Source organism: Nocardioides sp. NPDC054178 (genome assembly GCF_055585005.1).
Map to the genome: position 1 here is coordinate 411,752 of NZ_JBVJKY010000004.1, position 12,822 is coordinate 424,573.

Sequence of the window (12,822 nt, forward strand, 5' to 3'; positions counted from 1 at the left end):
GCAGAGGATGTACCTGGCAGCACGCTGGTTCCCGGGACACCTGACCACGATCGACCACGACGAATGCCTGGAGCTGCTGGAGCGCAGCGAGGTCGGTCGGGTCGCCTTCGGTGACTCGGAGGGGCCGATGGTCCTCCCGGTCAACCACGTCATGGTCGGGGAGCGGATCGTGTTCCGCACCGCGCCGCGTACGGCCATCGCCGATCACGTGGGCGCCGGCCCGGTCTCCTACCAGGTCGACGAGTTCGACGCCTACACCTCCTCGGGCTGGAGCGTCCTGGCGCGCGGGAGCGCGGCGTTCGTCGACGGTGTCTGGCTGAGCGCCCACGACCTCAGACCGGAGCCGTGGGCCGACGGCCGGCGGACGCTGTACGTCTGCATCACGCCGACCCAGATCACCGGCCGGCGCGTCGTGCCGGTCTGAGCCCGCACCTCGCCGTGCACCAGCCCCGCCACCCGAACCGAGTCGTGTCAAGGAGTCGAGATGACGTACGAAGCCATCATCCCCGAGGGCGCCGTCCTGGTCGGCGTCGAGAGCTGGCCGGCAGCGGCCGAGAGCGTGTCCTGGGCGGCCGAGCAGGCGTTTCGGGACGGACGCGACATCGGCCTGTTCCATGTGGTGCCCGCCGCGACCCTCGACACCCCGCCCGGGTTCCGGGCGGGCGCACCTTCGGAGCCCGAGCAGGAGTACGGGGCGAGCGTGCTGGAGCAGGCGAGGGCCCATGCCGACCGGCGCCTCGACGAGCTCTCCCGAGCGCCGGGGTTCAGCGGTCACCGGCGTCCCGTGGTGAGCGTCGAGCTGGAGATCGGGTCCGCGGCCCGTGCGCTCGACGCCGCCTCCGGGCACGCGTCGCTGCTCGTGCTCGGATCCCGGGGGAGAGGGCCGATCCGGAGCCGGGTGTTCGGCTCGGTCAGCAGGTCCACCGTCAAGGACGCACGGTGTCCGGTGGTCGTGCTGCGTCCGGGTGAGGGAGGTGTGGGCCGTGGCGTCCTCGTCGGCATCGACGGCACCGGCGACTCGGTCCCCGCCCTGGAGTTCGGCTTCGCCCAGGCCGCCCAGCGCAACCTGCCGATCACGGTGCTGTACTGCTACGCCCTCCACGGCGCCGAACGTCGCGACGAGGACCGGCTGCTGGCCGCGGAGTGCGTGGCCGGGCTGCGGGAGCGCTACCCGGACCTGTACCCCCGCGTGCGGATCGAGGCCGGGAGCCTGGCGCACGCGCTCGTCGAGCAGTCCCGGACCATGCACATGGTCGTGGTCGGCGCGGACGGAGGCGTGGCCGGGCACCTCCTGGACCACGCCCACAGCGTCGTCGCCGTGGTCCCCTCGGCGCTCTCCCGCGCCGACACCTCGCCTCCGGCGACCGCGGTGTGAGCCGCGCTCAGCGCGGAGCCGCCAGGGAGCGGCGGAGCCGGGCGATCGGGCCGGGGCTGTCGATGCCGACCGCGCCCACCTCGACGCCGTCTCGCCGGTAGAGGATGAACCCGGCTTCTCGTTCCTCCTCCTCGGCCGCCGTCGTCGCGCCGACGACCTGGATCCGGTGGCCGTGCCAGGTCGACCAGGCGAACGGGACGGACGCGAAGACCTCGTCCGCGCCGGCGGCGTTGGCCCCGGCCACCCGCCCCTGCTCGCCCGCGCCGGTCCAGTGCTCGCCACGTTCGCCGTCGACGCACGCGACGTCGCCCGCGGCCCAGACCCCGGGCGCGCTGGTGGCGAGCCGGTGGTCGCACAGAACCCCGCCGGTGCGGTCGTCCAGGGCGAGCCCGCTGCCGGTGAGCCATGACGTCGCCGGACGGGCGCCGATGCCCAGGACCACGGCGTCGGCCGCCGGCACCTCACCGTTGCTCAGCTCGACCTTCTCGACCCCGTCGTCGCAGGTGCGTACGCCGGACACGGTCGTCCCGGTCAGGAGCCTGACGCCGGCGTCGGCGTGCAGCTGCATCAGCTGCCCGGCCGCCCGCGGACCGACCGCGCGCTCCAGCGGGCGCCGGCTCGCCTCGACGACGGTGACCTCGACGCCGCGGGCGCGGGCGGCCGAGGCGATCTCGGAGCCGATGAACCCCGCCCCGACGATCACCACGTGCCGCGAGCGGGCCAGCGACTCGCGTACGGCCAGCGCGTCGTCATAGCGACGGAGCACGTGCACGCCGGGGAGCCCGGTCAGACCCGGCAGGGTCGTCGCGGTGCTGCCGGTGGCGATCACGAGCGCGTCGTAGCCGAGCTCGCCGGCGCTGGTGCCCACCGTGCGCCGCTCGGTGTCCAGGCGCTCGACCCGCACCCCCGAGAGGTGGCGCACCCCCAGCTCCTCGATCACCTCGCTCGAGCGGAGCACCGGCACACCGGGGTGCTCCTCGGCCAGGAGCGCCGCCTTCGACAGCGGCGGGCGGTCATAGGGCGGGTGCGGCTCCTCGCCGACGATCGTGATCGGCCCCGCCCAGCCGGCCTGGCGCGCGCCCTCGACGGCGCGGAGCCCGGCCAGGCCGGCACCGACGACCAGCAGTGATGGCATTGGTCTGCTTCCTGCTTCGATGGGCCGGGCTCAGCCGAGGAGGCGGAGCGCGGAGACCGGGCAGGAGTCGACGGCTGCCTTGACGTACCCGCGGTCCGGGTCGGGCACCTCGTCGGTGAGGACCTCGACGAGGCCGTCGTCGCCGATCTGGAAGTAGGTGTCGGCCTGGGCCTCGCACATGCCGATGCCCTCGCACACCGTCTTGTCCGCTTCGATGACACTCACAGCATGGACTCCTTGAGCGGGATGAAGTCGACCTTCTCGCGTACGCCGCAGTCGGGGCAGCACCAGTCGTCGGGGATGTCTCGCCAGGCGGTGCCGGCGGCGAAGCCCTCCAGCTCGTTGCCGACGGCGACCTCGTAGACGTAGCCGCAGCCCGGGCACCGGCCCGCGGCGACCTCGTCGTCGAAGCTCTGCCGGGTGACGTCGCTGAGCTCCTCGGCGGGCGCCTGCGTGGACGGAGGCGGGTAGGCGGCGAGCAGCTTGTCGAGCCGGCCGGGGCGTACGTTGGCCAGCCGTACGTCCCCGTCGAAGTGCGCGACGACGCGCTTGTCCATCACCCGGCGCCACAGCGGCGGGACCAGGGCCAGCACGATCATCCCGGCGTAGCCGGTCGGCAGGGTCGGGGACTCCCGGTAGTCACGCAGGGTCTGGTAGCGACGGGTGGGGTTGGCGTGGTGGTCGCTGTGCCGCTGCAGGTGGTAGAGCAGCACGTTGGTGGCGATGTTGTTGGAGTTCCACGAGTGCATCGGCAGCACCCGCTCATAGCGCCCGGAGGTGGTCTTCTGGCGCAGCATCCCGTAGTGCTCCAGGTAGTTGACGACCTCGAGCAGGGAGAAGCCGATGACGGCCTGGAGGACGAGGTAGGGCAGGATCCCGACGCCCAGCCACAGCGTCATGCCGGCCCACAGGGCCACGCTCATCAGCCAGGCGTTGAGAACGTCGTTGCCGAGGTGGAACGGGTGGGTGCCCTTGCGCCGGTAGCGCTTGGCCTCCAGACCCCAGGCGCTCTTGAGCGATCCGAAGACCGTGCGGAACCAGAACCCGTAGAGGCTCTCGCCCATGCGGGAGGAGGCCGGGTCCTCCGGCGTCGCGACCCGTACGTGGTGGCCGCGGTTGTGCTCGATGTAGAAGTGCCCGTAGAAGCTCTGCGCGAGCGCGATCTTGGACAGCCAGCGCTCGTGGCTCTCCTTCTTGTGGCCGAGCTCGTGGGCGGTGTTGATGCCGATGCCGCCGATGAACCCGATGGTGAGAGCCAGGCCGATCTTGTGCACCAACGGCCAGTCCTGGGTCGCGATCAGGTACATCGCGAAGGCGAACCCGGCGTACTGGATCGGCAGGAACGCGAAGGTGATGTAGCGGTAGTACCTGTCCTCCTCGAGCTCCTCGATGATGTCGTCGGGCGGGTTGGAGCGGTCCAGACCGGCCGCGAAGTCGATGAAGGGGACGATGCCGAGGACGACGATGGGTCCCGTCCACAGGAACACCCCCCACCCGGTCAGGACGTAGCCACCCACGGCGATGAAGGCGAAGGAGGGGACCACGAGGCCGAGGAGCCACAGATAGCGCTTCCTGTCCCGCCACCGCTCGGTGGAGCCCCTGTCGACGGTGCCGCTGGCGTCGAGTGTCATCTTGCCTCCTGTGATGCCGGTTACGTTCCTTGTCAGAATGGACGTAATGGCCGCAGGAGTCTTTGGCTGATCAGGCCGAATCGATCACGAATTACTGTGCATTGTCACAGTCGAGGTGACGAGGAAGGCGTCGTGATAGTCGAGCGCCAGCAGCAGATCGCCGGCCCGTTCGCGCAACGGGCGCCCGAGGAGCCGCTCGGCCTGGGCCACGCGGTAGCGGATGGTGTTCTTGTGGACGCCGAGCCGTTCGGCGAGCCTGTCCGCGGTCTCGGCCGAGGTGAGCACCTCGCGTACGGTCTCGCGGAGCCGGCTCTGGGACGCGTCGGCCAGCCCGCGCAGCGTCGTCCGGGTGAACCGCTCGGCGGCGGCGGGGTCGTGCGAGACGAGGACCAGGGCGGCCACGTCCTCGTAGGCCGTCACCGGTTCCCGGCGCCCCGGTGCCAGCGCGACCCGCTGAGCCGCCTGCGCGTCCAGGTGCGCTGCGACGAAGCCGTCGAGACCGCTTCCCCCGACGCCCGTCGTTACGCGGACGGCGCTCGGGTCGATGCCGGTGTCGGTCACGCTGTCCGGGAGCTCGCCCGCCGCCAGCCAGGCCCACATGTCCCTGCCGCCGGGGCGGACCAGCACCGACCGGGCGTGGCCCGCGCGGCGGGTCACCGCGGTGAGGGCCGGCTCCAGCTGCTCGATGGAGTCGGCGGTGAGCGCGTGCGCGACCAGGGCCACGTGGCTCGGGATGTTGACCGGATGGCCGGCCAGCGCGGCGGACAGCTCGGCGGGGGAGACGCTGCGGGTCTCCAGCGCCTCCGAGACCACCTCGAAACGGCGCGCGTCGCCACGCTGCCGGATGCGGTTCGTCTCGGCCTGGTGGATCAGCACCGACTGCTCGACCGAGGAGCCGAACCAGGCCGTGGCCTTCGTCCAGAACCAGACGAGCAGGGCCTCGTGGTCGAGGTCGCTGGGCGCCTGCCGAACCACTCGCACCGCGAAGTCCCAGCTCTCCTCCTGGGCGCGCTGGTAGATCTTGAGCAGCAGGGGGAGACCGAGGTGGCGGCGGGCAGCCTCGAGCGCCATGGCGTGTGCGGACGGGACCAGCTCGAACTGGGCCTCCGGCACCGTGATGCGGTCGAGGAAGGCGTACCAGTGCTGCTCGACGGCCTCCAGGAAGAGCGGCCTCAGGTCAGCCAGCTCGACCTCGCCGTCGGCCAGGATCGCGTCGGCGGTCGAGGTGGCCCAGCGGGTCACCTCCTCGGGTCGGCGCTGGTCGTCGGCGAACGCCGCCAACCAGGCACTGATCTCGGTCATCGCATCCACCCCCTCTCGACACGCCGGCTTCGCGCAGTCTACAAACGCCGATCGCGAGGGGTGGTCCGGTGACGAGGGTCAGATCTCCATCCGGAGGACCGCGCCGGGCCAGGGCTCGGTCTGTCCGGTGTCGACCGTGAACCGTCCCTCGAGCGTGAACCCGAACCGCTCGTAGACACCGATGAGCGCCTCGTCGTCCCCCGCGTAGCAGTCGAGCCGCAGCTGCTTCACGCCACGCCGCCTTGCGATCTCGACGGCATCGTCGACCAGGGTGCCGCCGATGCCCGACCCGTGCTGCTCCCGATCGGTCACGAGCAGCTGCAGGTAGAGCTCCCGGACCGGTGCAGGGTCGACGTACGGCAGCGGTTCGTCGGCCAGGACGCAGAGCCCGACGACCTCGCCGTCCTCCTCGGCGATGCGGGCGGTGCGCTCGGAGAGCATCTGCCGGATCTGCACGACCCGAGCCTCGATGGCCGAGAACGGCTCCGCGCCCCACTGCCCGGTGCGGCCCTGCGAGGCGAGCCAGGCGACGGCCGCGTCCAGGAGCCTCATGGCGTCGGGGAGGTCACTGACCGAACCGTCTCTGAGGTGCATGGACGGAACGTTGGCAGGGCTTCGTACGCCTGTCGAACGCATTCGGGCGCGTCGCAGAAAGGACGAGGTCCCCGCTCGCTGTCGACGTCGGCGTTGAGGGCCTACTCCTTTGCGGATGCGGTGAGCCCGAGAGGCAGTCGCTGAACCCGGACCGGCCGATCTGGGGCGATGGAGAACACGGCATCGCCGACAGACGCGATCACTTCCTCGATCTGGGGAAGATGCCGGACCAACGTGGCGGCCAGCGTGTCCTTGTGGGGCAGGAATCCGCGCAGGATCACCACGCTGGGGGCGGTTGCCCTCGATGACGCGAGGAACTTCGTGAGCTTCTTGTCGGCTGTGACCAGCACTCGCGCGGTCGCGATGCAGAAGGAGAAGACCTCGGGGTCGGTAGCCACCTGAAGTGTGACGTCCTCGGTGTGGACGACATCGCAATCGGCAGCGAGTGCCTTGGTGACGGAGTACGGGAGGTTCTGATCCAGGAGCAGTCTCACGCAGATTCCTGCAGCGGAAGATAGAAGTCACGCTGCGCGAGTGCGGCGGCGTACGCGAAGACCTGCTGGGCGTCTTCCGGCTCGAGGAACGGGAAGTCCTCGCGAATCTCCTCGAAGGTCATTCCGGCCGCGAAGAGCTCGAGGAGCTGGTCGACACCGAACCGGTAGCCGCGGATGCAGGGCTGCCCACCGAGCTTGTCGGGCTCAACGGTCAACCGGTCGAATCCCGGAACTGTCTGCGTCATGCGCTGAAGTCTACGCCTGTGCGCGTCTCGAATAATTGGGTCGCGCGCGGCACGCGCGGCCCGCTATCGTTACTGGCGATGGGAACTCTGAAGTAAACGATCGGGACGCTGCGTCGAGGTTGCTCCGCAGCGGTCCTGAGCGATCGCGTCGTCTGATCGGCGCGCTCGAGGTCCGTTTCCGATCTCGCATCCTGCGGATGCGTCTCGCCGTGGCGGCCTGCCCGCCGCAGAGGAGTCCTCATGTTCCCGTCTGCTTCCCTCAGTTCCTCCGTACGCAGCCACCACACCTGTGAGCTGCGCTCGGCCACGGTCCGCTTCGCCGAGCGGATCGTCCTCGACCGTGTCGACCTCGCCGTCGGCCCGACCGACCGCCTCGCCGTCATCGGTGACAACGGCGCGGGAAAGTCGACGCTGCTCGACGTGCTCGCCGGTGCCGTCGCGCCGGTCGCGGGGGAGACCCGTGTCGTCGTCCCCGGCGGTATCGCGTACGCCGCCCAGGAGCCGCGGTTCCCCGCCGGTGCGAGCGTGCGGGATGCCGTCGACCTCCTGCTCGCGGACCTGCGTGCGCTCGAGTCGCGCATACGGCGTTGCTCGGAGCGCCTCGCCGTCGCCTACGAGGCCGAGCAGGCTGTGCTGCTCGAGGAGCTCGGCGACCTCGTCGACGCCTACGAGGCGCGCGACGGCTACGGCGTCGACCGCCGCGTCGAGGCCGCACTCGACCAGCTCGGCCTCGGCGGCCTCGACCGGGAGCGTGCGGTCGCGAGTCTCTCCGGAGGTGAGCGAGCACGTCTCGCCCTCGCCGTCGCGCTCTCGTCCAACGCCGAGCTGTTGCTGCTCGACGAGCCGACGAACGACCTCGACGGCTCGGCGCTGGCGTGGCTGGAGGAGCGGCTCGCCGCGCATCGTGGCGCGATGGTGGTGGTCACGCACGACCGCGCGTTCCTGGAGCGGTTCGCCTCTGCCATCGTGCAGGTACGCGACGCGGGGCTGTCCCGCTACGGCAACGGCTATGCCGGCTTCCTGGTGGCGCGCGCGACCGAGCGGCGACGCCAGGCCGAGCGGCACGAGGCGTGGAAGACCGAGCTCGCCCGCAACGAGGCGCTCGTCGCGACGAACGCGTTCCGGCTCGAGGCGATCCCGCGCAAGCTCGAGCTCGACGGCTTCGGTCACGGCGCCTTCCGGGCGCGCAGCCGCGACCACGGGGCGACGGGGAGGATCCGGATGGCGAAGCAGCGCGTCGCCGCGTTGCGGGCCGAGCCCGTCGCACCGCCGCCGGAGCCGCTCCGGTTCGCCTCCGGTCTCGGGTCCAAGAGGGCGCCGGTCCCAGAGCCGTACCTCGCCCTTCATGACGTACGCCGCGAGGCGGCCGCTCGGCTGCGGATGGCCGAGTGGACGCTCGGTGCCGGGGATCGCTGGCTGGTCACCGGACCCAACGGCGCGGGCAAGACGACGCTGCTGAGGCTGCTGGTCGGCGAGCTCGTCCCGGATACGGGTGCCGTCGAGCGTGCGCCCGGACTGCGGGTCTCGTGGCTGCGGCAGGATGTCGCGGCGCCACCGGCAGGGTCGGTGGTCGGGGTGTTCGCACGCGCCGTCGGGATCGACCGCGACGACGCCGCCGAGCGGCTGCGCCGGTTCGGGCTCCTGCGCGAGGAGGAGCTGGGTCGTCCGGTGCGGGCGCTCTCGGTCGGGCAGCGTCGCCGCCTCGACCTCGCCGTCGCGTTGGCAGATCCCGGTGACGTACTGCTGCTGGACGAGCCGACCAACCATCTCGACCCCGAGCTCGTCGACCAGCTCGAGGACGCCCTCGACGCCCATCCCGGCGCCGTCGTCACGGTCACGCACGACCGTCACTGGATCCGCCGTGCCTCCGCGTCGCGACGAGTGCGTGTACGCGGAGGCACGGCGGAGGTGGTCGGCGAGTGACCCTCAGGCGGCGGCCCGGGCCCTCCCGCCGATGGCGTGGTCGATGCTGGCGCGGCCGGGGCCGGCCACGGCGAGGGCGAGGGCGACGGCCGAGACGACCACGACCAGCTCCCAGCCGCCCTGGTCGACGAAGACTCCGGCGCCGCGGTGGGCGAACCAGAACGCCCCGATCATGTCGATGACGACCAGGGCTGCGGCCACCGGGGTGAGCAGACCCAGCAGGAGCAGCGCGCCGCCGGCGAGCTCGACGAGGGCGGCGAAGGTCGCGGCGGCCTGGGCCGCCGGTACGCCCATCGCCTCGAAGGACTGCGCGGTCCCGTCGAGGGTGTAGCTGGCGAACTTCTGCCAGCCGTGGGCGATGAGGACGGTGCCGACGAGGAGCCGGGCGGCGAGCAGGCCCAGGTCGGTGGCGGGAGCAGGGAGCGATCGGCCGAGCTTCATGGATGTTCCTTCTCTCGTGTGCGGGGGGGTGTTCAGATGTGAGTGACGCGGGCGGCGACCCACGAGGCGAGCTCGCGGACCGCGGCCGGCGTGATGCCGTGACCGCCGGGGTCGCGGTGAGCCACGGTCGGCGCGCCCGACTCCTCGAGCAGGTAGCTCCAGGTGCGGTCCAGCAGCTCGCGCGGGATGACCTGGTCGGCCTCGCCGTGGGCGACCAGGACCGGCAGGCCGGCCAGGCGGTCGGCCTCGACCGGCACGCCGGCGTCGAAGGGGAGCGTGCCGTAGAGGACGGCGACGCCGGCGAAGCGTCCGGGCTCCTGGAGGGCCAGTCCGCCGGCGAAGGCGGCGCCGCCGCTGAACCCGACGAGGATGACCGGACGGCCCTTCGGGGCGATGCCGTCGAGCCACTCCCGGAACCAGCTCATGGTCTCGGCCAGGGAGGCGGCGACGGGGCGGCCGATGCCGCGGTTGGCGAACCAGGCGTACCCGCCGCCCTCGGCGATCGGGGCTCGCACGGCTACATAGGCCGGACCCTCGGGAAGGTGCTCTGCCAGCTGGATGATCTCGTGCTCGTGCGAGCCGCGCCCGTGCAGCAGGACGACCAGGGGAGCCTCGGGATCGGTGCTGCCGTGGCTCGCGGTGTGCACCGGGGTGCTCATCGGTCCTCCGTCGGGTTGAGCTCGGCGGCCGTACGGACTCCGCTCCAGCGAGCGACGTCCTTGGCCAGGTCGAGCCGGTCGACGGGTGCGGCGTTCTCGAAGTCGCCCCACTCGGCTCGCGGCAGCATCCACATCACCTCGAACTCGTTGCCGTCGGGGTCGGCGCCGTAGACGCTCTTGGTGGCGCCGTGGCTGGACTCTCCGGTGAAGGCGCCCAGCTCGGCCAGGGTCATCCGTGCCTGCTCGAGCTCGTCGATCGTGTCGACCTGCCAGGCGAGGTGGTAGAGACCGATCGAGCCGCGGGGTCGCGACGGCTGGGCGCCGACCCCGAACAGCCCGAGGTCGTGGTGGTTGCCTGACCGGCGCAGCCGCAGGAACGCCGCGTCGGCGCGAGGCTCGCGAGCCATGACCGTCATCCCGAAGGCAGCCTCGTAGAAGGCGATGCTGCGCTCGAGATCGGCGACGAACAGGACGGCGTGGTTGAGACGTACCGGGTTGACGGTCATCGTGGACTCCTTCGTGGGGTCGCTCAGGCGACGACGCCGAAGCCGCCGGTCCAGGAGACCTGCTCGGCCGCGGCCAGGGAGATCTGCAGGAAGCCGAGTGCCTCCAGCTCGCGCGCCCGCTTGAGTGCGCCCGCGTCGACGGCCCGCAGACCGGCGGAGGTGACGACCTCGGCCAGCGTCGCCTTGGCCTCGGCGTCGTCGCCGGCGATCTGGACGGCCGTCGTCAGGTCACCGACCGCTCCGGAGGCCAGGGTCGCGGCGAAGGTGGTGTTGAACGCCTTCAGCACGCGGGAGGCGGGGAGCGCCGCGGCGATCTCCGCGGTGGCCGAACTGTCGGCGGGAACGGTGAGGGAGTCGAAGGTCTCGAAATTCACCGGGTTGGTGATGTCGACGACGATCTTGCCGGCCAGGTCGGCGCCGCGCTGGGAGAGGATCTCGCCGAGGGCGGGGTAGGGGACGGCGAGCACCACGACGTCACCGGTCGCGGGGGTGGCGGCGTCGGCCTTGCCGAGCAGCTGGACGGAGTGTCCGCCGCGGCCGGCGACCGCCGCGATGGCCTGGCCCATGGTGCCGGTGCCGATGATCGAGATGTCTGTCATGTCGTACTCCTCGGATTGAAAGGTTGTTGCTACAACTAAAGTCTCACGAAAAGGTTGTAGCGTCAAGTTTTTGGTTGTAGTGACAAGCTGGCGGGCTACCATGAAGGCGTGGACGATGCCTGGCTGGATGACGAGGAGATGGCCGCGTGGCTGCGCCTGATCGCGATCGTGGAGCTGCTGCCTGGGGTGCTCGACTCCCAGCTGCGCCGTGACGCCGGCCTGAGCCACTTCGAGTACTTCGTCCTGGCGATGCTGTCCGAGGCGGAGGACCGGACGCTGCGGATGACCGCGCTGGCGCACAGCACCAACTCGACGCTGGCGCGGCTGTCCCATGTGGTGCGGCGGCTCGAGGAGCGAGGCCTCGTGGAGAGGTTCCCGTGCCCGGAGGATGCCCGCGCGACGAACGCCCGGCTCACCGCGGCCGGCTGGGACGCCGTCGTCGCGGCCGCGCCCGGCCATGTCGCGAACGTACGCGGCAACGTGCTCGACGGGCTGAGCGCCGAGCAGATCCGCCAGCTGACCGACGTCGGCGACGCCCTGCTCGCCCGCCTGGACCCGGCGGGCAAGATGACCGCCCTGTATCGGCCGGAGGCCTCCTAGGCGCAGTTGCCCGCGAGGTCTCCTTCTCATCCCTTGACATGAAACCAAATGGTTTCCTATCGTGGCCCTGTGGAACAGGTGTTTCGAGCTCTTGGTGACCCGACTCGACGGGCGCTGCTCGACGCACTGCTGCAGGAGGACGGGCAGACGCTGTCCTCGCTGGTGAGCCGCCATTCGATGACGCGCCCGGCGGTCGCCAAGCACCTGGCGATCCTGGAGGACGCCGGCCTGGTGGTCGTCACGCGCAGGGGACGCGAGAAGCACCACTTCCTCAACGTGGTGCCGATCCGCGAGATCCACGACCGCTGGGTGACGAAGTACACCGAGACCTGGGCGAGCGGCCTCGCCGAGCTGAAACGAGACCTGGAGCGCACGATGGAGAAAGTCTTCGAGATCTATGTCCGCACCACCCCGGAGCGACTGTGGGAGGCGATCACCGATCCGCAGATCCGTGCGAAGTACCACTTCGGTGCCGGCGTCCACTCCGACTGGACCCCGGGGTCCGGCTTCACCATGGTGCACCCGGGCGCCGACGGGCCGCTCGCGGAGGGCGAGAACATCGTCGTGGAGCCGCCGACACGACTCGTGCAGTCGATGCGCACGCTCTGGTCCGAAGCCGCCGAGGAGCAGGGCACCACGCGCGTGACCTGGGAGATCGAGCCGGTCGGCGACTCCTGCCGCCTCACCGTCACCCACGACCAGCTGCGCGGCGACGCGCCCCCGGAGCTCTACGGCGGCTGGCCCATGATCCTGTCCGGCCTCAAGACGTGGCTGGAGACGGGGGAGACCCTGACCACCCCGGGATCGCAGATGTACGGCCCCAGCTGACGCCCCATCGACGTCATCGACCGAGAGGAACCCCGATGAGCACCATCACCGATATCCGCACCGTCGGCATCACCATCGCCGACCAGGACGAGGCCCTCGCCTTCTACCGAGACACCCTGGGCTTCGTCGTACGACTCGACGTCGACGGTCCGACCCGCTGGATCGAGGTCGCGCCCGCCGGTGCCGACGTCTCCCTCGCCCTCGTCGCCGGCGACCGCCCGGCAGGAGAGGTCACCGAGACCGGGATCCGGTTCAACGTCCCCGACGCGGCCGCCGAGCGCGACGCGCTCAGCTCCCGCGGCGTGAGCGTCGGTGAGCTGCTGCTCTGGCCGGGCGTACCGCCGATGTTCACCTTCGACGACCCCGACGGGAACCGCTTCGTGATCCTCGAGCAGACAACGTAGGAGGCGTCACGAGCGCCCCGCTCGAATGACCTTCACGGCGACATCTACCCAGACCTGAATCCGCTGCGGAGACCCTTAGTCGGATA

Annotated in this window: 17 protein-coding genes; 6 read left to right on the forward strand and 11 right to left on the reverse strand. The window is 71.0% G+C overall.

What is annotated here, in order from left to right; all coding sequences use genetic code 11:
- Positions 1 to 7 precede the first annotated feature (7 nt).
- Together ACZ6WN_RS17865 and ACZ6WN_RS17870 are read left to right on the forward strand one after the other, a co-directional pair.
- On the forward strand, positions 8 to 424 hold the full coding sequence (locus ACZ6WN_RS17865) for a pyridoxamine 5'-phosphate oxidase family protein (protein ID WP_465866405.1): 417 nt from the start codon (positions 8 to 10) through the stop codon (positions 422 to 424).
- Positions 425 to 484: 60 nt separating this feature from the next.
- Complete coding sequence (locus ACZ6WN_RS17870) at positions 485 to 1,375, forward strand: universal stress protein (protein ID WP_465866407.1); 891 nt, start codon at positions 485 to 487, stop codon at positions 1,373 to 1,375.
- Positions 1,376 to 1,382: 7 nt separating this feature from the next.
- Here ACZ6WN_RS17870 and ACZ6WN_RS17875 read toward each other — a convergent pair whose 3' ends face one another.
- The 7 genes from ACZ6WN_RS17875 to ACZ6WN_RS17905 all read right to left on the reverse strand — a co-directional run bounded on the left by ACZ6WN_RS17875 (position 1,383) and on the right by ACZ6WN_RS17905 (position 6,776).
- Positions 1,383 to 2,510: an NAD(P)/FAD-dependent oxidoreductase gene (locus ACZ6WN_RS17875; protein WP_465866409.1), complete on the reverse strand. Its 1,128-nt coding sequence runs from the start codon at positions 2,508 to 2,510 to the stop codon at positions 1,383 to 1,385.
- 30 nt (positions 2,511 to 2,540) lie between these two features.
- Complete coding sequence (locus ACZ6WN_RS17880; protein WP_465866410.1) at positions 2,541 to 2,735, reverse strand: ferredoxin; 195 nt, start codon at positions 2,733 to 2,735, stop codon at positions 2,541 to 2,543.
- Positions 2,732 to 4,141: a fatty acid desaturase gene (locus ACZ6WN_RS17885; RefSeq protein WP_465866412.1), complete on the reverse strand. Its 1,410-nt coding sequence runs from the start codon at positions 4,139 to 4,141 to the stop codon at positions 2,732 to 2,734. Before ACZ6WN_RS17885 ends, ACZ6WN_RS17880 begins: the two co-directional genes overlap by 4 nt.
- Before the next feature lie 84 nt (positions 4,142 to 4,225).
- On the reverse strand, positions 4,226 to 5,443 hold the full coding sequence (locus tag ACZ6WN_RS17890) for a PucR family transcriptional regulator (RefSeq protein ID WP_465866413.1): 1,218 nt from the start codon (positions 5,441 to 5,443) through the stop codon (positions 4,226 to 4,228).
- 78 nt (positions 5,444 to 5,521) lie between these two features.
- Positions 5,522 to 6,037 carry a GNAT family N-acetyltransferase gene (locus tag ACZ6WN_RS17895; protein WP_465866414.1) on the reverse strand — a complete coding sequence of 172 codons (516 nt, stop codon included), beginning with the start codon at positions 6,035 to 6,037 and terminating at the stop codon, positions 5,522 to 5,524.
- Between the two features lie 101 nt (positions 6,038 to 6,138).
- Entirely contained in the window at positions 6,139 to 6,531 is a 393-nt protein-coding gene (locus tag ACZ6WN_RS17900) for a DUF5615 family PIN-like protein (RefSeq protein WP_465866416.1), read from the reverse strand.
- A complete protein-coding gene (locus ACZ6WN_RS17905; RefSeq protein WP_292650330.1) occupies positions 6,528 to 6,776 on the reverse strand; it encodes a DUF433 domain-containing protein in 249 nt (82 codons plus the stop codon). The genes ACZ6WN_RS17900 and ACZ6WN_RS17905 overlap by 4 nt, the downstream gene beginning before the upstream one ends.
- A 240-nt stretch (positions 6,777 to 7,016) precedes the next feature.
- Between ACZ6WN_RS17905 and ACZ6WN_RS17910 the strand changes: the two genes are divergently transcribed.
- Positions 7,017 to 8,699, forward strand: a complete 1,683-nt coding sequence (locus tag ACZ6WN_RS17910; protein ID WP_465866417.1) for an ABC-F family ATP-binding cassette domain-containing protein — start codon at positions 7,017 to 7,019, stop codon at positions 8,697 to 8,699.
- Between the two features lie 3 nt (positions 8,700 to 8,702).
- Here ACZ6WN_RS17910 and ACZ6WN_RS17915 read toward each other — a convergent pair whose 3' ends face one another.
- The 4 genes from ACZ6WN_RS17915 to ACZ6WN_RS17930 are packed head-to-tail and all read right to left on the reverse strand — an operon-like array spanning position 8,703 to position 10,904.
- Positions 8,703 to 9,140: a DoxX family protein gene (locus ACZ6WN_RS17915; protein WP_465866419.1), complete on the reverse strand. Its 438-nt coding sequence runs from the start codon at positions 9,138 to 9,140 to the stop codon at positions 8,703 to 8,705.
- 32 nt (positions 9,141 to 9,172) lie between these two features.
- Entirely contained in the window at positions 9,173 to 9,799 is a 627-nt protein-coding gene (locus ACZ6WN_RS17920) for an alpha/beta hydrolase (RefSeq protein WP_465866420.1), read from the reverse strand.
- Complete coding sequence (locus tag ACZ6WN_RS17925; protein WP_465866421.1) at positions 9,796 to 10,305, reverse strand: VOC family protein; 510 nt, start codon at positions 10,303 to 10,305, stop codon at positions 9,796 to 9,798. Before ACZ6WN_RS17925 ends, ACZ6WN_RS17920 begins: the two co-directional genes overlap by 4 nt.
- Before the next feature lie 23 nt (positions 10,306 to 10,328).
- Complete coding sequence (locus ACZ6WN_RS17930) at positions 10,329 to 10,904, reverse strand: NADPH-dependent F420 reductase (protein WP_465866423.1); 576 nt, start codon at positions 10,902 to 10,904, stop codon at positions 10,329 to 10,331.
- A gap of 108 nt (positions 10,905 to 11,012) precedes the next feature.
- Here ACZ6WN_RS17930 and ACZ6WN_RS17935 point away from each other — a divergent pair, with 108 nt between their 5' ends.
- The 3 genes from ACZ6WN_RS17935 (at position 11,013) to ACZ6WN_RS17945 (ending at position 12,736) form a co-directional block, all read left to right on the forward strand.
- The gene (locus ACZ6WN_RS17935) at positions 11,013 to 11,504 is read left to right on the forward strand and encodes a MarR family winged helix-turn-helix transcriptional regulator (RefSeq protein ID WP_465866425.1); all 492 of its coding nucleotides are present in this window, start codon (positions 11,013 to 11,015) and stop codon (positions 11,502 to 11,504) included.
- A 69-nt stretch (positions 11,505 to 11,573) separates the two neighbouring features.
- Positions 11,574 to 12,332 (forward strand): ArsR/SmtB family transcription factor, encoded by a 759-nt coding sequence (locus ACZ6WN_RS17940; protein WP_465866426.1) that lies wholly within the window; start codon positions 11,574 to 11,576, stop codon positions 12,330 to 12,332.
- A 35-nt stretch (positions 12,333 to 12,367) separates the two neighbouring features.
- Positions 12,368 to 12,736 (forward strand): VOC family protein, encoded by a 369-nt coding sequence (locus ACZ6WN_RS17945; RefSeq protein ID WP_465866428.1) that lies wholly within the window; start codon positions 12,368 to 12,370, stop codon positions 12,734 to 12,736.
- Positions 12,737 to 12,822: the final 86 nt, after the last annotated feature.

Coding starts and splice junctions, on each gene's coding strand:
- ACZ6WN_RS17885 (WP_465866412.1), bottom strand. CDS start 4,141: ATGACACTCGACGCCAGCGGCACCGTCGACAGGGGCTCCACCGAGCGG.
- ACZ6WN_RS17910 (WP_465866417.1), top strand. CDS start 7,017: ATGTTCCCGTCTGCTTCCCTCAGTTCCTCCGTACGCAGCCACCACACC.
- ACZ6WN_RS17945 (WP_465866428.1), top strand. CDS start 12,368: ATGAGCACCATCACCGATATCCGCACCGTCGGCATCACCATCGCCGAC.
- ACZ6WN_RS17890 (WP_465866413.1), bottom strand. CDS start 5,443: ATGACCGAGATCAGTGCCTGGTTGGCGGCGTTCGCCGACGACCAGCGC.
- ACZ6WN_RS17905 (WP_292650330.1), bottom strand. CDS start 6,776: ATGACGCAGACAGTTCCGGGATTCGACCGGTTGACCGTTGAGCCCGAC.
- ACZ6WN_RS17930 (WP_465866423.1), bottom strand. CDS start 10,904: ATGACAGACATCTCGATCATCGGCACCGGCACCATGGGCCAGGCCATC.
- ACZ6WN_RS17915 (WP_465866419.1), bottom strand. CDS start 9,140: ATGAAGCTCGGCCGATCGCTCCCTGCTCCCGCCACCGACCTGGGCCTG.
- ACZ6WN_RS17895 (WP_465866414.1), bottom strand. CDS start 6,037: ATGCACCTCAGAGACGGTTCGGTCAGTGACCTCCCCGACGCCATGAGG.
- ACZ6WN_RS17870 (WP_465866407.1), top strand. CDS start 485: ATGACGTACGAAGCCATCATCCCCGAGGGCGCCGTCCTGGTCGGCGTC.
- ACZ6WN_RS17865 (WP_465866405.1), top strand. CDS start 8: ATGTACCTGGCAGCACGCTGGTTCCCGGGACACCTGACCACGATCGAC.
- ACZ6WN_RS17875 (WP_465866409.1), bottom strand. CDS start 2,510: ATGCCATCACTGCTGGTCGTCGGTGCCGGCCTGGCCGGGCTCCGCGCC.
- ACZ6WN_RS17920 (WP_465866420.1), bottom strand. CDS start 9,799: ATGAGCACCCCGGTGCACACCGCGAGCCACGGCAGCACCGATCCCGAG.
- ACZ6WN_RS17925 (WP_465866421.1), bottom strand. CDS start 10,305: ATGACCGTCAACCCGGTACGTCTCAACCACGCCGTCCTGTTCGTCGCC.